The sequence below is a fragment of the Gardnerella sp. C0684A1 genome (genome assembly GCF_055326835.1).
In genome coordinates this window covers 327,364-345,248 of record NZ_JBLTSX010000001.1, presented here as the reverse complement: position 1 = coordinate 345,248, position 17,885 = coordinate 327,364, and the positions used below count along the sequence as shown (strand labels likewise).

16 protein-coding genes are annotated in these 17,885 nt (G+C 42.7%); 11 read left to right on the top strand and 5 right to left on the bottom strand.

All coding sequences use genetic code 11. The features are described from left to right. The first annotated feature begins 134 nt into the window (after positions 1 to 134). The 4 genes from ACNEUN_RS01520 (at position 135) to rpiA (ending at position 4,962) form a co-directional block, all read left to right on the top strand. Positions 135 to 1,232, top strand: a complete 1,098-nt coding sequence (locus ACNEUN_RS01520; RefSeq protein WP_427877518.1) for a diacylglycerol/lipid kinase family protein — start codon at positions 135 to 137, stop codon at positions 1,230 to 1,232. 31 nt (positions 1,233 to 1,263) lie between these two features. Continuing rightward, positions 1,264 to 2,937, top strand: a complete 1,674-nt coding sequence (gene pgm / locus ACNEUN_RS01515; protein WP_004121470.1) for a phosphoglucomutase (alpha-D-glucose-1,6-bisphosphate-dependent) — start codon at positions 1,264 to 1,266, stop codon at positions 2,935 to 2,937. Between the two features lie 34 nt (positions 2,938 to 2,971). Continuing rightward, positions 2,972 to 4,000 (top strand): ribonuclease H family protein, encoded by a 1,029-nt coding sequence (locus ACNEUN_RS01510; RefSeq protein ID WP_463630335.1) that lies wholly within the window; start codon positions 2,972 to 2,974, stop codon positions 3,998 to 4,000. A 263-nt stretch (positions 4,001 to 4,263) separates the two neighbouring features. After that, a complete protein-coding gene (rpiA, locus tag ACNEUN_RS01505) occupies positions 4,264 to 4,962 on the top strand; it encodes a ribose-5-phosphate isomerase RpiA (RefSeq protein ID WP_415700235.1) in 699 nt (232 codons plus the stop codon). 371 nt (positions 4,963 to 5,333) lie between these two features. On the opposite strand, the gene ACNEUN_RS01500 is transcribed toward rpiA, so the two are convergent. Both ACNEUN_RS01500 and ACNEUN_RS01495 read right to left on the bottom strand, forming a co-directional pair. Beyond that, positions 5,334 to 5,423 (bottom strand): 30S ribosomal protein bS22, encoded by a 90-nt coding sequence (locus ACNEUN_RS01500; protein ID WP_004268639.1) that lies wholly within the window; start codon positions 5,421 to 5,423, stop codon positions 5,334 to 5,336. A gap of 127 nt (positions 5,424 to 5,550) precedes the next feature. Next, a complete protein-coding gene (locus ACNEUN_RS01495; RefSeq protein WP_427877525.1) occupies positions 5,551 to 6,162 on the bottom strand; it encodes a hypothetical protein in 612 nt (203 codons plus the stop codon). A gap of 114 nt (positions 6,163 to 6,276) precedes the next feature. Between ACNEUN_RS01495 and ACNEUN_RS01490 the strand changes: the two genes are divergently transcribed. The 7 genes from ACNEUN_RS01490 (at position 6,277) to ACNEUN_RS01460 (ending at position 14,748) form a co-directional block, all read left to right on the top strand. Then, entirely contained in the window at positions 6,277 to 7,872 is a 1,596-nt protein-coding gene (locus tag ACNEUN_RS01490) for a DNA repair protein RadA (RefSeq protein ID WP_463630330.1), read from the top strand. Between the two features lie 148 nt (positions 7,873 to 8,020). Next, positions 8,021 to 9,565 (top strand): adenosylhomocysteinase, encoded by a 1,545-nt coding sequence (locus tag ACNEUN_RS01485; RefSeq protein WP_463630328.1) that lies wholly within the window; start codon positions 8,021 to 8,023, stop codon positions 9,563 to 9,565. Positions 9,566 to 9,707: 142 nt separating this feature from the next. Beyond that, positions 9,708 to 11,123 (top strand): amidohydrolase family protein, encoded by a 1,416-nt coding sequence (locus ACNEUN_RS01480; protein WP_427877604.1) that lies wholly within the window; start codon positions 9,708 to 9,710, stop codon positions 11,121 to 11,123. Between the two features lie 50 nt (positions 11,124 to 11,173). Beyond that, complete coding sequence (locus tag ACNEUN_RS01475; RefSeq protein ID WP_427877531.1) at positions 11,174 to 11,725, top strand: cupin domain-containing protein; 552 nt, start codon at positions 11,174 to 11,176, stop codon at positions 11,723 to 11,725. A 237-nt stretch (positions 11,726 to 11,962) separates the two neighbouring features. Continuing rightward, a complete protein-coding gene (locus tag ACNEUN_RS01470; protein WP_427877533.1) occupies positions 11,963 to 12,808 on the top strand; it encodes an ABC transporter substrate-binding protein in 846 nt (281 codons plus the stop codon). Between the two features lie 213 nt (positions 12,809 to 13,021). Beyond that, on the top strand, positions 13,022 to 13,933 hold the full coding sequence (locus ACNEUN_RS01465; RefSeq protein WP_463630326.1) for an amino acid ABC transporter permease: 912 nt from the start codon (positions 13,022 to 13,024) through the stop codon (positions 13,931 to 13,933). Positions 13,934 to 13,989: 56 nt separating this feature from the next. Continuing rightward, positions 13,990 to 14,748, top strand: coding sequence for an amino acid ABC transporter ATP-binding protein (locus tag ACNEUN_RS01460; RefSeq protein WP_463630415.1), 759 nt, complete (start codon positions 13,990 to 13,992; stop codon positions 14,746 to 14,748). A gap of 99 nt (positions 14,749 to 14,847) precedes the next feature. On the opposite strand, the gene ribF is transcribed toward ACNEUN_RS01460, so the two are convergent. Genes ribF through rbfA form a run of 3 tightly spaced genes read right to left on the bottom strand, consistent with a single transcriptional unit; the run spans position 14,848 to position 17,885 of the window. Further along, positions 14,848 to 16,095 (bottom strand): bifunctional riboflavin kinase/FMN adenylyltransferase, encoded by a 1,248-nt coding sequence (gene ribF / locus ACNEUN_RS01455; protein WP_463630413.1) that lies wholly within the window; start codon positions 16,093 to 16,095, stop codon positions 14,848 to 14,850. A gap of 31 nt (positions 16,096 to 16,126) precedes the next feature. Then, positions 16,127 to 17,308, bottom strand: coding sequence for a tRNA pseudouridine synthase B (locus ACNEUN_RS01450; protein WP_463630324.1), 1,182 nt, complete (start codon positions 17,306 to 17,308; stop codon positions 16,127 to 16,129). Between the two features lie 25 nt (positions 17,309 to 17,333). Continuing rightward, the gene (gene rbfA / locus ACNEUN_RS01445; protein WP_463630322.1) at positions 17,334 to 17,885 is read right to left on the bottom strand and encodes a 30S ribosome-binding factor RbfA; all 552 of its coding nucleotides are present in this window, start codon (positions 17,883 to 17,885) and stop codon (positions 17,334 to 17,336) included.

The following is a 17,885-nucleotide window of genomic DNA, read 5'->3' as shown; positions in this document are numbered from 1 at the left end:
TCTAGAAAAAGAATTATAAAAGAAAATATAAGCTAAAATTACGAAATGCATAAAAGGTACGAAATGTGCATAAAATGTTAAATATTTCCTCAGTTTTAACCCAATATTTCTAATATTGTGCAAGAATAATAATTATGCAATATATGCCAGCTCAAGCGACTCTTGTACTCATGGTGATTGTTTTTGCTCTTGTACTAGCACCTTTTATCATCATGATTGTTTCGCGTGTGCTCAAAAAGCATCATTTAGCTGAAAAATTGTCTCAGCGTAATGGTGACTCAGTTCATTACGCTTTTATTATTAATCCTTCAAAACCGCAGGCAGAGCAGTATAGAAAAACTATAGAAGAATACTGCGAAGAGAATAATTTGCCGTACGAAATTATCGACACTCAGTTAGATAAAGACGGAAGAGAATGTGCTTTAGAAGCTTTAGATCACGGAGCAAATGTTGTTGTTGCTGTTGGTGGAGATGGCACAGTTAGAACGGTTGCTAGCGCAGTAAGCGGAAAAGATCATGCAATGGGAATTATTCCTATTGGAACGGGCAATCTTTTCGCACGTAATATGGGCATACCAATGAACGATGTCCATGCGGCTCTTAAAGTTGCAACTTCTCATGGGTCAAGAAAAGTTGATGTTGGTAGAGTTGCGCTTTTGGATAGTGTAAATAAAGATCATGCTCACGCGTTTTTAATCATATCTGGAATCGGATTCGATGCTCTTATGATTGACGACACAAACCCACATCTAAAGAAAAATATTAGTTGGCTCGCATATTTTGTAGCAGGTGCAAAACACTTATTTATGCCAAAATATCGCGCAAATATTATTTTAAAGCGCACTGACGGCAGCGAGTATAAAACAAATGGCGTAAATTTCCGCACTTTTATGGCTGGAAACTGTGGGCAAATCCCAATGTTTTCGCTTATGCCGAACGCTTCATACGATGACGGCGTGTTAGATTTTGAAATTATTGACACAACAGGCGGAATTATAGGTTGGGCAAACGTATTCGGTGACGTACTGCATCAAACTTTTACTGGAAAAGCTCAACAAAGTCCACTTTCTACAAATTCTAAAATTGATCAATATCAAGGATTGTGGGCGCAAGTTCAGTTAGAAAAAGCAGCTCCAGTGCAGGTAGACGGCGATATTTTAGGATATACAAAACTGTTGCGTTTCACTGTAGAAAAGCAAGCCTTGTGCGTAAGAGTTCCAGAAAGTAAGTAAAAATACCACCGCCGTGGCAAAATAAAAAATTATGGTAGCAAAAAATGCGGGAATGCCCGCCACCCCAGAAGATCTAGTCGACGTCGACGCTTTGGTTGGCGCTTACTATGATGAAGTTCCAAATTCCAACATTCCAGAACAGCGCGTGATTTTCGGCACGTCCGGTCACCGTGGTTCCGCTTTGAAAACTTCGTTTAACGAAGCTCATATTGTGGCTATTACGCAAGCTATTGCTGAATATCGCAAGAAGGCTGGCGTAACTGGCCCTCTTTATATTGGTCGCGATACTCACGCTCTTTCTGAGCCTGCTCAAAAAACTGCTATTGAGGTTTTGGTTGCTAACGGAGTTCACGTTCGCGTTGATTCTCGCGGCGATTTCGTGCCAACTCCTGTTGTTTCTCAGGCTATTTTGACTCATAATCGCGCAGCCGACGGCACTCAGCGTTTTAGCGGAGACGGCTTGGCTGATGGCATTGTTGTCACTCCTTCACACAATCCTCCAACCGACGGTGGTTTTAAGTACGATCCTGTAACAGGCGGCCCTGCACCTGCAGACGTAACTAATGCGATTGCAAACCGCGCAAATGAATTGCTTGACAACTACAAGTCAGTTAAGCGCGTGCCTTTCGAAGAAGCAATCAAGTCTGATTTGGTTGAAGGCTTCGATTACCGCGAACATTACGTAAGCGACTTGGCAAACGTAATCGACTTCGACGTGATTCGTTCCAGCGGCGTACGTTTGGGAATTGACCCACTCGGCGGCGCAAGCGTAAACTACTGGCCACTTATGAACGAAAAGTACGGCCTGAACATTGGCGTTGTGCGTCCAGAAGTTGACCCAACTTGGCGATTCATGACTATTGATCACGATGGCAAGATTCGTATGGATCCAAGCTCCCCTTACGCAATGAAGGGCTTAGTTGATCAGCTTAACGCTGGCGCTTGGGATAAGTACGATTTGGTCGGCGGCACCGATCCAGATGCTGATCGCCATGGTATTGTGTGCCCGAACTGGGGCGTTATGAACCCGAACCACTACATTGCAGTGTGCGTGGAGTACTTGTTCGGCGGCGCTCGCCCAGATTGGCCAAAGAATACCGCTATTGGTAAGACGCTTGTGTCTTCTTCCTTGATTGACCGCGTGGCTGCTTCTATTAACGCTAAGCTTGTGGAAGTTCCTGTTGGTTTCAAGTGGTTCGTTGACCCACTCTTTAGTGGCGAAGTTGCTTTCGGCGGCGAGGAAAGCTCCGGCATGAGCTTCTTGCGCAAAGATGGTCGCGTTTGGACCACCGATAAGGATGGTTTGATTCCTGATTTGCTCGCTGCGGAAATCACTGCAAAGACTGGCAAGAACCCAGCTCAGCTTCACCAGGATCAGGTTGCTCGCTTTGGCGAAAGCTGGTACAAGCGCGTTGATACTCCAACCACTCTTGAGCAGAAGCAGAAGTTTGCAGCTTTGAGTGGCGACGATGTTGAAGCAACTAAGCTTGCAGGCGAAGATATTACCGCAAAACTTACGGAAGCTCCTGGAAACGGCGCAAAGATTGGCGGCTTGAAGGTGACGACTAAGAACAATTGGTTCGCTGCTCGCCCATCTGGTACCGAGAATATTTACAAGGTTTACGCTGAGTCCTTCGTTTCTCCAGAAGCACTTGACAAGGTTCTTGAGGAAGCTACTGCCGTAGTAGATAAGGCTTTAGCGTAACGTAATAATCTTTCGTAAGTAAAGAATCTACTAATTGCGCTGGTTGCAATCTGCAGCCGGCGCATTTTTGAAAGGTTTTGTAATGATTGTTGTTTCTACCGACGGTTCAGCGCTTGGAAACCCAAACGGCTCAATGGGTTGGGCTTGGGCAGATCACACTGACGAGTCTGGCAGCGCACACGAACACCATCATTCCGGCAACGCGGATGCCGGAGGCGCTACTAATGGCACGAATCAAATCGGCGAATTATGCGCAGTTTTGGAAGCTTTGCGAGCGCATCCTGGAAGCGAGCAGCTAACAATCGAAAGTGATTCGCAATACGCTATCAACTGCGCAACTACGTGGATCCGCGGCTGGAAGAAGAACGGTTGGAAGAACTCTAAAAACGAGCCTGTTAAAAACGCTGATTTGATTCGCGCAATCGACGCGGAACTTACTAAACGCGAAGGCTCCGTAAAATTCGTGTGGGTTAAGGGGCACGCTGGAAACGCTGGCAACGAGAAAGTTGATACTTTAGCGCGCACATACGCAGAAGATTGCCGAAGCGGCGTGAAAAGCGGATACTTGCCTTTAGAAGGTTGGAAGTCGCTACTTTCTTCGCCTTACGCAAGTGGAACTGACGTTCCAGAAGATGCAAAAGCGCTTATGGAAAATAAGATTTCTTGCGAAGAGTATCATATTGGCCGCTCTGTTGGAGAAGATACGAATCCAGAATTTGCGAAAATCAACAATAAGCAGGAAAAGCAAGAAGCTGAAAATATAGAAAAACCGGAAAGTATAGAAGAAACAGATAGTATAGAAGAAACAGATAGTATAGAAAAAACAGATAGTATAGAAAAAACAGAAGAAACAGAGAATAAGCCAGAAAACAAATCAGAAAACAAACTTCAGCCAGTTCCAGGATTAAGTGTTTCAGGAGTACTGCAGTTTACTCCTCCACCAAACACAAGCCCAACGTTTAACGGCCAGCCGCGTTTTATTTCCGGCACAATTAACGTAAGCGGATACGTTGAACCAGATGGAACGTTACGATTTGATCCAACCGCCTTCTACCTTTCATAGGTTATTTTTTAATGTAGCCCTCCAAACGCGAGAAATCTATCTCGCATTTGGAGGACTATTCGTTGCGTAGCGCTCCAAACGTGCGCAACTTCTCTCACTTTTGGAGCGTGCGAGCGTTCTAACTCAGTTAAAAAAATCTGCACGCAGACTAATATGGAAATGTACGAAAATGAGGCACACATAAAAGCATAAAGCCTCTCCCGCAAATAGCGATGGAAGTTCATCGGCGAACTCGGGAATAACAAAACAAGAAAGCAGGAATAATGGATAAAGCACAACAAGACGCGCTTAAAAAGGCAGCAGGCATTGAAGCCGCAAAGATTGTAAAAAATGGCATGATGGTTGGTCTTGGCACCGGCTCTACAGTGCGCTTCTTGGTTGACGAGCTTGGCCGCAGAGTTAAGGAAGAAGGCTTAAGCTTCACGGGAGTTACCACTTCTCGCCGCACGCAAGAGCAGGCAGAAGGTTACGGTATTAAGATTCTCGACATTAACGAAGTAGATCACATTGACGTTACAATCGATGGTTCTGACGAAGTTGACAAGAATTTCAACGGTATTAAGGGCGGCGGCGCGGCTCTTCTTTGGGAAAAGATTGTGGCTATTAACTCCGACCGCATTGTGTGGATTGTTGACGCAAGCAAGGTAGTTGATACGATTGGCAAGTTCCCACTTCCTGTTGAGGTAATTCCATTTGGCTCCGCGCAGGTGATTCGTAAGTTCGAAAAGCGCGGATATAAGCCAGTTTTGCGTCTTGATGCTGACGGCAAGGAAGTACGCACCGACGAGAACAACTTTGTGGTTGATTTGCATATGGAGCGCATTGATCATCCGCAGGAGTTGGCGAAGGATTTGATTGAGACTGTTGGCGTTGTGGAGCACGGCCTGTTCTTGAACATGGTTGACACTGTGATCGTTGGCGATCCAAACGGTCCGCGCACTCTTACGAACCCAAATAAGTAACACAAAATCTTACGAATAGAGTCCGCAAACGCGGGCTCTATTTTTTATACTGCGCGTTTTTATATTTTATTTTATGTGAAGGTGAGGTGTAGATGTTACTTGTCTCGCAGCGCTACGCTCTTATACCATATTTGGACTTAGATTTTGCATTGTTAAGTTTAATTGCTTACTAATTTTCTCTGCAAAAACAGTAATCATCAAAAAGATATTACTATCGCTCCGCTTTTATATTGCTCGACCAAGTAACATCCACATCTCACAAACGGAGTTATATGATAAAAAATATAACAAAAAAGCGCCGGAAACCTCCGACGCTTTTAAAAAGTCTTACGTGCCTAAACGTTCAGACACGCATCAACGCATAAGCATAATTACTTGCGCTGGTGACGAGTCTTACGCAGCAGTTTGCGGTGCTTCTTCTTGCTCATCCGCTTGCGGCGCTTCTTGATGACAGAACCCATCTGAAGCCTCCATTCATATGTAAAAGTGTGCAACTTGCCTAATGGTACACCGTTTTAACGACTTTGCTGAACGCAATACACTATTTTCATATCAGATAGCACTATTTGCACATAATCTCCACGTAAATCACATAGGGAAAGTGCGGTAGAAGCGTTCTACTGATTGTCTAGATCCACTCACCTCAAAAACAGCGGTATCGTTCTGCCACAAGGCTTTAGCACGTCTTTTGTCACCTTCGTCTGAGCGAACAACATAGTTGCCAACAGCCTTATCGGCAATCATAATTTTGCCACTAACAATATCGTCACCTTTAAGCGAGTCATATGCAGATTCATACTGCTTGTTCGCAGAATCGCGGGTTGACCATTGCGCAACGGTTAAAGTAACCTCTCCATCAGCTTCGCCAGTATCGTATTTAAGAGTATATTCTTCCAACGGGGTTGCATCGCTCCAATTAGCACTTGGTACCGCGGAAACTCTCGCAAAATCAAGCACACTATCTGGCATAGATTTCAGCAAAACAGTTGCGTTTGCTGGTAAAGCCTTAGCTGGAATTGACGGCGTCTTTGGAGACGATATATGACTTTTAGCTGGAACCACTTCGTGATTAAAAGCCCAACCCGGCCACACGAATGCTGAAATAAGAGCCAGCAATACTATGATACCTGCTGAGGTAATTACTACTAGAAGATTGCGATGAGAAGCTGCATTCGCATCTTGCGTACTCATATTCGACATACTGTTATTCTCTCACATAACAGTGACTCTACTCATAAGCCGCGTTGATTTTGCGAAATACGATTTTTAATAGCAATTCTTGCGTTTGTCGCAGAAGAAAGATAGCGTCTAATCATGGCTGCAAAATCTCCCGTAACTTACTTGTGCTCCGAATGTGGTTGGAGTGGAGCAAAATGGTATGGCCGCTGCCCAGAATGCGGCGAATGGGGAACTGTTAACGAGTTTCGCGAGATTCGTCTATCTGGAGTATCTAAATCAACTCGTTCCGGAAAAACTGCTGCGCGTAACGTTGCGCACAATGTTCCACGCAATGTTTCACACAACTCTGCTCTCACTAAAACTAGCGCTTATACCAACGTAAATTCTCAAAATAATTCAGATAATAAAAATGTTACGTTTTCAGAAAACTCTTTTATACGCGGTACTTCGCAACTTGACGTACAAGCCCAGCCAATGAGCGCTATTCAAGCGGATGATAGTATGCGTATTCCTACCGGATTTTCTGAATTTGATAGAGTTTTGGGAGGCGGCCTTGTACCAGGTTCCGTAACTCTTATTGCCGGAGAGCCTGGTATAGGAAAATCAACTTTACTGCTTGAAACTGCAGGAAATATTGCTAGAGCACAAGAAAACTTAACGCAAAAACTTTCAGAAGCAAATTCAGAAACAAATTCACAAACAAAAGCACAATATCCTGCTCCCGTTCTGTATATTTCCGGAGAAGAATCAGCAGCACAAGTTAAATTACGCGCGTCAAGAATTAACGCAGTAAGCGATAATTTACTTCTTGCATCCACTACTGATCTTGACACAGTTTTAGCTTTAATCGAGCAGTATCAGCCTATTCTTACTATCGTTGATTCCGCACAAACAATTGTGTCTAACGATGTTGATGGCATAACCGGCGGTTCTACTCAAGTTCGCGAAGTTGCGAGCGCACTTATAGACGTTGCAAAATCTTACGATATTCCTGTTCTGCTAGTTGGACACGTTACTAAAGATGGTTCTATTGCAGGCCCTAGGACTTTAGAACATTTAGTAGATGCAGTATGCCAATTTGAGGGTGATTCTCAAACTGCTTTGCGCTTACTTCGCGCTGTTAAGAATCGTTTTGGCCCTACTGATGAAGTTGGCTGCTTTGATATGAGCGGCGACGGCATAGAGGAAGTACCAGATCCTTCTGGACTTTTTCTTTCTTCTAACGAAAATCAGCAAAATGATGGTACTTGCGTGACTTTTACTTTAGAAGGTCACCGCAGTCTTCCTATAGAAATTCAAGCGTTGGTTACTAATTCTGCACTTCCTTCCCCTAGAAGAGCTGTTTCTGGAGCGGATGCAAATAGGATTGCTATGCTTACCGCAGTCTTGTATCGTCACGGGAATGTTAATTTGCTTTCGAAAGATATTTACGTATCTACTATTGCAGGAGCTGTAGCTAAGGAACCTGCTTGCGATATCGCAATTGTTGCGTCTCTTGCTAGCGCTGCAACCGGTCGCAGTATTACTTCCTCTACTTGCGCTATTGGTGAGATAAGTCTTACCGGACAAGTTCGCCCTGTTCCTCGTCTTGAACCTAGATTACGCGAGGCTGCGCGTATAGGATATCGTCGCGCAGTAGTTTGCAGTTCAAGAAAGAAACTGCATATTCCAGGTTTGCAAATTGTGGAAGTTGCAAACATAAAAGACGCGTTGCGTGAATTAGGATTATAATTTATGCTCCTGAATGATAAATTGTGAAAATAGTATAGAAATTATACAAATTTCAGCTAAAGTTTAATCTCCAAAAAAGTGAAAATAAAAATGTACAAAAGCCTAAAAAGCATGTACAAAATATTGGAAATATCGCATAAGGGTAAAAATGAGCGTTGATAATTTAGGTGCTAAAAATACAGAAAACTCTCATAGCCGTAATAGCTTTGCTCAATGGGCTGCAACTGTTTCACACCATACGAACCGTTCTTTAGCTGGATCTCGCATATATTTGAACGATTTTTCGGAAAAAACTTACGAAAACAGCTTCGTAACATCTGCACAAAATTGGGGAATGATTCCAGTTAATTCTGCTTCAGAAGCAGATTTCGACGGCACTACTTCACACGAAACGTTACGAAATACTCTAGAAGATGCCACAAAACTTTCCGGAAAAGATGCTATAGATTACGCTCAGTCTCATATGCCTGTTACTCGCACTCTTCTTAAAAATCTTACAAACAGTAAAAAGCTTAACTTGCAGGGGCTTCGCATAGCAGTTTGCTTAGTTTTAGAACCAAAAACAGCGGTTCTTTTACGAGAGCTTAAATCAGCTGGAGCCGAGGTTGGAGTGTTTTGCGCGCCTGAAGAAACTGATCAGCGAGTAGCAGATCAGCTTGTTAATGAAGGAATTGTGGTTGAAGCAAATGTTAATTGGAATGCTGAAGAAACTCACCAAGGCGCTTTAAACTTACTTGACACGATTAAGCCGCAAATTATTATCGACGACGGAGCAAGCTTTGCTCGCTTAGCTTCACTAGAACGCCCAGAAATAGCGAAAAATCTTATTGGTGTTGCTGAAGAAACTACAAGCGGAGTTCGCGCTTTTGAAGCGATGCAAGAAGCTGGAAAACTTACGTACCCTGTTGTTGCAGTGAACGATAGTATTATGAAAACCGGTTTCGATAACCGTCACGGAACCGGCGAAACTTGCGTAACAACTTTGCAAAATATTATTGGATCTGAAATTTTTAATAAATCCTGCGTAACTGTAGTAGGATACGGTCCGGTAGGTCGTGGATTTGCTTTACGAGTGCGCGCGCTTGGAGCAAAAGTTATTGTTTGCGACACTAACCCAATAGCAGCTTTACGAGCAGTATTTGACGGTTTTGAGGCACTCGATATTGAAAAAGCTCTTGAAAAAAGCGATATTGTTATTTCTGCTACTGGAGTGAGACACACAATTACTTTGCAACATCTTTGTGCTATGAAAGAAAAGACTATTGTTGCTGTTATTGGCGGAATTGCTAACGAAATAGCATTGGATGACGTTCCTGGTTTTAAACCTATTCCAGGATCTGATATTCGCGAAATAAATCTTCCAAACGGAAAATCTATAAAACTTATTAGTGAAGGAAACGGCACTAATTACACTAGCGGCGGCGGAAATCCTATTGAGATTATGGATTTTAGTTTTGCTGTACAAATAAGCGCACTCGAGTATCTTATTAAACATGCTAATTTAGATTCTTTAGATTCTTTAGATTCGAGATTAAATTCTTCTCTACCTGCAAACATATATTGTCTTCCTGAATCTTCAGATAAGCAGATAGCAAAAATCGCACTTGAAAGCCGAAACTACAGCAGTAGTAGCGCTGTAGAAGATAACGGTTACCACTGGGATCTTACTCGTTTTGCTGAAGAAGCATCATGAAACATGTTTATTACAAAAGGTAAGTAGAATTTTATATAAATTCAGTTTGTATGAACGAAATTTATAAAAACACGATATTTTAGCTAAATAAACCAGAAATAAACCAAAAAATAAACCAAAAATAGTGAGGAACCTTCAGGTTATGCTTCAAGATCCTATACGTGCGCTTGCGCACCCAACTCCGCTCAATAATGTTACTTTATATAGTGCTTCAATGGTAATACCTGTAACTGGTCCTATTATTCCAGAAGGCGCTGTTGCTGTAGCTGATGGTCGAGTTGTTCACGTTGGCACAAGACGTTGGGTTTTGGATTCTCTTCGAGATGAAATGTCTGAAGAAGAACTCCATAAAATGCAAGCAAACGAGAAACATTGGCATGGCGTTATGACTCCTGGTCTTATTAACGCTCATACTCATCTTCAATACACAAATATGACTGAAGTTGGTCTCGGAACTTACAGTAATTTCCGCGGCTGGGAAGAGGGTTTCAATGTTGTGTATGAAGATTTGCAGAACCAGCAAAAGCAGAATCCTTGCGAACAAATTTGGAAAACTTCCGCAGAACGTGGCGCACGAATGATGGTTGAGTCTGGAACTACTGCTGCTGCGGATATTGTAACTGATTTGGAAGCTGTTGGCGCTTTAGCTTCTCAGGGACTTCACGGCATATCGTACTGGGAGGTTATGGGTTGGAAGAACGTTGATTGGAAGGAAGCCGGATACTCGGAACTTCTGAGCCGTTTAAGCCAAATGATGAAAGACGGTAAAGTTCCTAGTATAGGAATAAGCCCTCACGCTCCTTACAGTTTGGAAACTGCTCCTTTTGTTGATTTGCCAGATATTGCTCGACAGTTGAATATGCGTCTTCATATTCATTTGGCTGAAACTCCTATGGAAGCTGGAAATCATGCTGATACTCTCAGCACGTATTCCGCACCCGATTGGAATGCCAGCATGTGGTCTAGTTATAACGATTTGAAATCTCATGGCATGACCGCTTCAGCTATTCAGTTTTTGGATCAGCTTGGCTCTTTGGGACCGGATGTTCATATTGCGCACGGCGTTTGGGCAGATGGAGAAGATAGACGAATTTTACGTCAGCGTGGTGTTGGAGTAGCTTTGTGCCCTCGTTCTAACAGAATTACTGTTACCGAACGCGACGCACCAATACGAGAATACATGGAAGAAGGTAATCTTCTTGCTATTGGCACTGATTCACTTTCAAGCTCGCCTTCTCTTGATGTTCTTGACGATGCTGCAAAAGTTTATGATTTAGCTACAGCTCAAGGCTATCGTAAGGATGATTTAACACATCGTATTATTCGAATGCTAACTCTTGGTGGCGCTAGCGTTATGGGCTTGCACGTAGGGCCGCAGCGAATCGGACAAATTAACGCAGGTGCCACTGCAGATTTAGCTTTCTTTGATATTCCTACTGATGCATCTTCTCCGCAGGGTATTGAGGAAACTCTTCACACTTTCGTCCGTCACGGCGCTGGTACTGCTAGAGCTACTGTTATTTCAGGTCGTCTTGCGTACAACAAAAACGCTTTTTAAGCTCAAAATACAAGTAGATTAACTAAATCAAATACGCGCATGGAGGTTTTATGAGCGTCAAATTAGAAGACATGAGCAGTTGGGCTTCTAACGTAGTTAAAAAGCTTAATCTCGAAGCACATCCTGAAGGAGGATGGTACAGAAGAGATTGGCAAGCTACTGAGCTTTACAGCCAAAAATCTAAAATCGAGGCTGATTGCGAAAGTAAAAACTTGTTAAGCTTAAACGCAAATCACTCTTCAGAAAACTGTTCAGCTAGCGAACCTAGACCACTCGCCTCCCTCATATACTTTTTGCTTCCAAAAGGCGACTCTAGCGCCTGGCACAAGGTTGATGCAGATGAACTGTGGCTTTGGCATGGCCCATCTAATCTTATTCTTGAACTTGGCGGATGTGGGGAAAAGCCGTGTGAAGAGGAAAAGTGTACGAAAATACTGTTAGGAGCAGGAATTTCAGACAGCAGTTCAATTTTACAAACACCATGCGGCCACGCTATAGTTCCAGCTAACGTGTGGCAGCGCACAATACCGGGAGATGGAGATACGCTTGTATCTTGCGTAGTAAGCCCTGGTTTTACTTTTTCTGGTTTTAATTTGGCATAAATATTTGTGTAGCGTATTTGCTTAGTACGCTTATTTACTGCGGTTCTATAACAAGCTATAAGTAACTAACATAACGACTCGGCTTTCTATGCCGCTATCTTCATATAGACTTGTTTTTCGCAGCTTGCTGCAAGTACCAACGCACGTACATGCCACAGGTACCTGCTGCACAAGGTATAAAATTTTAATAAAAATATTGCGATTATCAGCCAATACGCATGATATAAAGGAGAGAGTATGACTATTCGCAATCGTAAAAAGCTGATTAAGAATGCCATAAAGTTTGCTACAGCTATTTTAAGCGTAGCAACTTTAGTAGGCACTGCAGCATGCGGTGAAAGTAAACCTGCTGGTCAAAAAACCGTAGACGCAAATGTTCTAACTATTGGCACTGCTCAGCCTGCTTACGAGCCTTGGATTCACGATAATAAGCCTGAAAATGGTGAAGGTTTCGAGTCAGCAGTCGCATATGCTGTTGCTAAAAAACTCGGATACGATAAAAACCGTGTTAAGTGGGTACGTACCACTTTCGACTCTGCTGTAACTCCTGGTCCAAAAGACTTTGATTTCAATATTCAGCAGTTCTCAATCACTGAAGAACGCAAAAAAGCTGTAGACTTCTCCCCAAGCTACTACAACGCGACTCAAGCTATTGTTGTTAAAAAAGACGGAAAGTTTGCTTCAGCTAAGTCGTTGGCAGATTTGAAGCCTGCTGCTGTTGGCGCAATGGTTGGAACTACAAGCTACGATGAAGCTAAGAAAATTAAGGGAGATATTCAAACCTTTAATGACAATGATGCTCTTGCTCAAGCTTTAAACTCAGGTCAAATTGATGCTCTTGTTATAGATACTCCTTCTGCGTTTGTAATGGTACAAACTGACGAAGTAAAAAACAGTACTGTAGTTGGTCAAATAGCAGGTTCTGAAGATAAGGAAGGCATGGGAATTGTGCTTCCTAAGAATTCAAAACTTACTAAAGATGTTACTAAAGCTCTAAACGAACTCAAGAAAGACGGTACTCTTAAGAAGTTGCAAGATAAGTGGCTTTCTGAGTTTACAACTAAAGTTCGAGAGTTGAAGTAAAACAAAATTTACGCTAATTAATATTGCGTAAGTGCAAAAGTTTCGATTTTAAGCGGTAAATTTAGGTGTGGAATCACTTTTATTTACCGCTTAAATAATTTAAATAAAGCACATTTATGTTAATTAAACGACTCGAGCGTTTGAAGTACTTGGATGCTCGAGTACAATAGCTAGGGAATGTTCATCGCGTCGAAAGGCTTAAGACTACCGCCCATGACAGTACTTACAGGCAATACTGCTGAAACCCGCACGAATAAAACAACGTCTGCGCAAATCTGCACTACAAATACCGTAAGTGAAGTAGAACAGAGTCGTCGACTTATAAGAAGACAGCAAAACCTGCGTTCTGTGGGAATAAGTATTCTCAGCACTGTTATTCTTATAGGCATTGTAATAGTAGCTTTGGCAATGTCTCCAGGCTGGCCTCGAGTGCGCGAAACCTTCTTTTCTGGCAAGTACTTTATGCTATCTCTGCCACAAGTATTGCAAGGTTTGATGCTGAATTTACAAGTACTTTGCTTTGCTGTTGTTGGAGTTGCTATTTTTGGCACTTTGATTGCTATTGTGCGCACAAGCATATCTCCTATGCTGTTTCCGCTTAGAGCATTAGCTCAGATTTATACTACTGTTATGCGCGGCATTCCTATGCTGGTTGTGCTGTATATTATTGGCTTTGGTATACCTGGTTTGGAAATTTTCGGTCGCATTTCTCCGGTACTTTTAGGCACTATTGCTATTGTTATGAGCTACTCAGCTTACGTTGGAGAAGTTCTTAGAGCCGGTTTTGAAGATGTTCATCCTTCTATGAGAGCTTCAGCAAGATCTCTTGGATTAACTGCTGGCCAAACGGTAAGGCTTGTTGTGATCCCTTTGGGATTAAGAAAAGTTGCGCCAGCTTTAATGAATGATTTTATTTCTATGCAAAAGGACGCTGGTCTTATATCAGTTTTGGGTGCAGTTGATGCTGTACGAGCTGCACAAATTTCTGTAGCTAGCACATACAATTTCACGCCTTATATTGTAGCTAGTGTTGTTTTTATAGCTTTAAGCATACCTTTTATTATTTTGAACGATTGGTACACTGCTCGCTTGCGTAAACGCGAATTAAACGGAGGAACAGTATGATTCCCTCACAAAACGCAAGTAATGAAAAAAGCGCAACCGCAAACGTGGAGTTGAATATGAGTACTTCTTCTGAAGAAAAAAATACGCCTGTACTACGTTTAGATAATATTCGTAAATCTTATAACGGAACTCAAGTTCTTAAAGGTATATCCTTCAACGTAGAACCTCACGAAGTTGTTGCTTTGCTTGGACCTTCTGGTTCTGGAAAATCAACTCTTATGAAGTGCATAAACCTGTTGGAACGCGTTGATGATGGGCAAGTTTGGCTTGCAGATACTGATATTACTGATCCTCGCGTAAACCAAGATAAAATTCGTTCACGCATTGGCGTAGTTTTTCAGCAGTTTAATTTATTCACGCATATGAACGTGATTGATAACGTTACGTTGGCTGCTAGAAAAGTACACAATTGGAGTAAGGATAAAGCTGAAGCTCGCGCAATGGAATTGTTGGAGCGCATAAAATTAAACAATAAAGCTAAGGCTTACCCAGATCAGCTTTCTGGCGGACAGCAGCAGCGTGTGGCTATTGCTCGCGCACTTATGACAAGCCCTCAGCTTCTTTTGCTCGATGAAATTACTTCAGCTTTAGACCCTATGCTTGTCGGAGAAGTTTTGGATTTAGTGTCTGAACTTAAATCTCAAGGCACTACGATTCTTATGGCAACTCACGAAATGCATTTTGCGCATACTGCTGCAGATAGAATTGTTCTTCTTAGGAACGGTATTGTGGCCGAAAATGGTACTCCTCAGGCTGTTATGGATGAGTCTGATGATCCAGAAACGCAGGCTTTCTTCCGCTCTTTCCGCCACTAATAAGCTATAAACTATAGTGAAGTTTGTTTTGTATCGTTTTGTATCGTTTTGTATTTGAGAATGTTTCCACTCTCAAATACAAAACTTAATACTAGAATACTAGCGTGGATTAGCGTCTGTAATAGCGCGCACTTCTTCAACATTGTGAGCAAGCATATTCTTTAAATCATCAACAGATTCGAAAGCTTGCTGAGGGCGCAAGAACCTTGAAAACTCAATGCAAACGCGATGTCCGTACAAATCTTTCCACTCATCGCACAAAGCATACGCTTCTACTGTGCGTTCCTCAGGATTCTCTCCGTCTTTTGCAAAAGTTGGCTTATTACCAATAGATATTGCAGCAGGCCAACGCCATGGAGAGTGAATTCCTAAATGCAACTCATCTCTACGAAGCATTCCAACGCTAGGAATAAGACTTGCGTGAGCCATACCAGAATCAGCCTGCTTGTCGTCAGCGTCGAGGTCAACAACCCAGCCAGCATACACGCCTTCTACAGGCACATAACCGTCTATACGGCCGCCAAGATTTACGGTTGGGAAACCAATAGCACGACCACGCTCTGCACCGTGAACAACCGTTCCTTCTACGCGATGAGGCTGATCCAAAATTTCACTTGCTGCTTGTACTCGACCAGTAGCAAGCATCCAGCGCACATTGCTTGAACTCCAAGCGCGCACTTTGCGATTAGGAATACTCTTACTCCAAGCGCGATATTCAGCCTTATTCATACCGTCTGAAGGATCTTGCGGTTCACCATTTTCTTCAGGAGCTGTTGGAACTATTGGGTCTGGTATACGAACCTCACCTGGACCACAATCGTCAACAACTACAAGCTCAAATACGCCTGTAGCCTGAGAAAGCTCTTTAATAGCGTTAATATCACCAGATCTACGAGCACCTAAAGCAGCATCGCTTCCCAAAACAAGCGCTCGCATACCAAGCTTTCCTACCAACTGTCCTAAGAAGAAGCGGTAAGATTTCGCTGCAAAAGCCAAACTGTATCGCACTACAATAACGTGATCAACTTCCAGCTCAGAAAGTACTCGTAAACGTTGCCTTACGCTTGTTAATGCTTCTGGATCGTACGGAACTTCCGGATCCTGCTCACCAAAATCATCATAAGTGTCTGGATTCTCATGAACTATGCTTGGACGTGGATCAAACATAATAACCACAGAAAATGCGCCATGACGATGCGCAAGGTCTACCGTGCGACGAATCACTTCACGATGTCCAAGATGCATACCGTCAAATACGCCTATGGTAACGACTGCTTTGCGCTCAGCGCTTAGTGTTGGCCAATTAATCATGCCGTTGGCATCTGGTCGAATGTCGATGACCTTCATCATATCCTTACTATCCGCGTGTGCGAGATTATTACTGCAAAATACTAGACTTCTTTATTTTACCAGGCTTCTCGCCTGCCGGAAATACCACAATAGGTTTGATTTGCTCACAATTTTTATTTTTTACCTGTTCTACCACGCTTACAACATCATATTCGCATGTTAATTCATCATAAGAGTATGCAATTGCAGGATAAGAATCTAAATTATTAAACGAATCAGTAGAATTTAGGCAAATCCAACGTCCAAAACGCAAATCTTGAGCCTGATTTTTATCAACCAAAAAAGTTGGAAGAGTGTGCTCAGCTGCTTGCATCATTGTTAGCAAAGACTTTGGTAAATCTTTTTTAGTATCAAAATTTGAAGGCGGAACAGCTTTCGAACGCTTTTGTACAATACCATTTCTATCAGTAAATTCACGTGTTTCTGAGTTAAGACACAAAACTTGCGTACTTTTTACAGAAAAATCTCCAATACTTGTGCGTCGAAGTTTTACTAGATGCCCTCCAACGCCTAGCAAACGACCTAAATCGCGTGCTAGAGCGCGAATATACGTTCCACTGCTGCAAGAAACTGTTGCTGTAACGTCTAGTACTTTTCTTCCGCTTACTCCTGTAGAAATAAGCGGATTAGAAATATCGAAACTGTATACGTTTATTTCTCTAGACTCAAGTTCTACAGTTTTGCCTTCACGAGCTAAATCGTAGGCGCGCTGACCGTTAATTTTAATTGCAGAAAATGCGGTTGGCGCTTGCATAATTTTGCCAGTTAAGTTTTCTTTAATAACTCGCTTAATTCGTTGAAAAGTTTTATTTAACAGTTCGGTTTTAGTATTAGAATTTTGCAAATTATTTTCAGAAAAATCAGTCTCGAATATTTCAGAAAGTAACTTATCTTTCGAGTTGATTTTCACTCCCGGCCCTAACCCAATTACGCTTTCAGACAATACTTCGCCTTCTGCATCGTCTGTAGTAGTAGCCTCTCCTAGGCGAATTACAGCTTCATAGGTTTTATCGTGACCTAGCATGTAATTCATGAGCCTAGTAGCGTAGCCAAAACCAATAATCAACAAACCAGTTGCCATAGGATCTAAAGTTCCAGCATGCCCAACTCGTTTTGTATGCAAAAGATGGCGAGCACACGCTACTACATCGTGACTTGTTACACCTTGCGGCTTATCTACAAGTAGTAGCCCTGAATCTGGTATACACATAAGTTAATTATCTGTTATTCGAGATTTAATTATCTGCTTCAGATTCAGTTGAGTCATCAAAATCGTCGTCTTCGAAGTCATCGTCTTCGAAGTCATCGTCTTCGAAGTCATCGTCTTCGAAATCGTCATCAGTTTCTTCAACTTCGCGAGGCTTCTTATACGGATCGACATCTCCAGCATACTGAGCGTTTTCGCGCGCCTTAGCTAATTCTTCATCTCGTTTTCGAGCAGCTACAAGAATATCCTCAATTTCGTGCGCTTCGCTAGGAACTTCGTCATACACGAACTGCAATTGCGGCGTCAAACGCAAGCCAGCTTTAGCACCAACAAGCGAGCGCAATCTGCCGTGAGCCTGCTGCAAAGCCTGGGCTGCACGCTGACGCTCACCCTGCTCTTTTCCTTCGTGACCAAGTTGCGTCCAATAAACTTTTGCAATCTGCAAATCGTTCGTAACACGCACTTCCGTAATAGTTACGCTAGAAAGACGCTTATCGTGCAAATGCGATTCCATATTAGACGCAATAACACGTTGGATTAACGCCGCTATTTTCGCAGCCCTAGGATTTGTTCCTGCCAT

What these genes read in the sequence shown, in the direction of transcription:
- ACNEUN_RS01520 (WP_427877518.1), top strand. Translation starts at nt 135, where the DNA reads ATGCAATATATGCCAGCTCAAGCGACTCTTGTACTCATGGTGATTGTT.
- pgm (WP_004121470.1), top strand. Translation starts at nt 1,264, where the DNA reads ATGGTAGCAAAAAATGCGGGAATGCCCGCCACCCCAGAAGATCTAGTC.
- rpiA (WP_415700235.1), top strand. Translation starts at nt 4,264, where the DNA reads ATGGATAAAGCACAACAAGACGCGCTTAAAAAGGCAGCAGGCATTGAA.
- ACNEUN_RS01500 (WP_004268639.1), bottom strand. Translation starts at nt 5,423, where the DNA reads ATGGGTTCTGTCATCAAGAAGCGCCGCAAGCGGATGAGCAAGAAGAAG.
- ACNEUN_RS01495 (WP_427877525.1), bottom strand. Translation starts at nt 6,162, where the DNA reads ATGTCGAATATGAGTACGCAAGATGCGAATGCAGCTTCTCATCGCAAT.
- ACNEUN_RS01490 (WP_463630330.1), top strand. Translation starts at nt 6,277, where the DNA reads ATGGCTGCAAAATCTCCCGTAACTTACTTGTGCTCCGAATGTGGTTGG.
- ACNEUN_RS01485 (WP_463630328.1), top strand. Translation starts at nt 8,021, where the DNA reads ATGAGCGTTGATAATTTAGGTGCTAAAAATACAGAAAACTCTCATAGC.
- ACNEUN_RS01480 (WP_427877604.1), top strand. Translation starts at nt 9,708, where the DNA reads ATGCTTCAAGATCCTATACGTGCGCTTGCGCACCCAACTCCGCTCAAT.
- ACNEUN_RS01475 (WP_427877531.1), top strand. Translation starts at nt 11,174, where the DNA reads ATGAGCGTCAAATTAGAAGACATGAGCAGTTGGGCTTCTAACGTAGTT.
- ACNEUN_RS01470 (WP_427877533.1), top strand. Translation starts at nt 11,963, where the DNA reads ATGACTATTCGCAATCGTAAAAAGCTGATTAAGAATGCCATAAAGTTT.
- ACNEUN_RS01465 (WP_463630326.1), top strand. Translation starts at nt 13,022, where the DNA reads ATGACAGTACTTACAGGCAATACTGCTGAAACCCGCACGAATAAAACA.
- ACNEUN_RS01460 (WP_463630415.1), top strand. Translation starts at nt 13,990, where the DNA reads ATGAGTACTTCTTCTGAAGAAAAAAATACGCCTGTACTACGTTTAGAT.
- ribF (WP_463630413.1), bottom strand. Translation starts at nt 16,095, where the DNA reads ATGAAGGTCATCGACATTCGACCAGATGCCAACGGCATGATTAATTGG.
- ACNEUN_RS01450 (WP_463630324.1), bottom strand. Translation starts at nt 17,308, where the DNA reads ATGTGTATACCAGATTCAGGGCTACTACTTGTAGATAAGCCGCAAGGT.
- rbfA (WP_463630322.1), bottom strand. Translation starts at nt 17,885, where the DNA reads ATGGCAGGAACAAATCCTAGGGCTGCGAAAATAGCGGCGTTAATCCAA.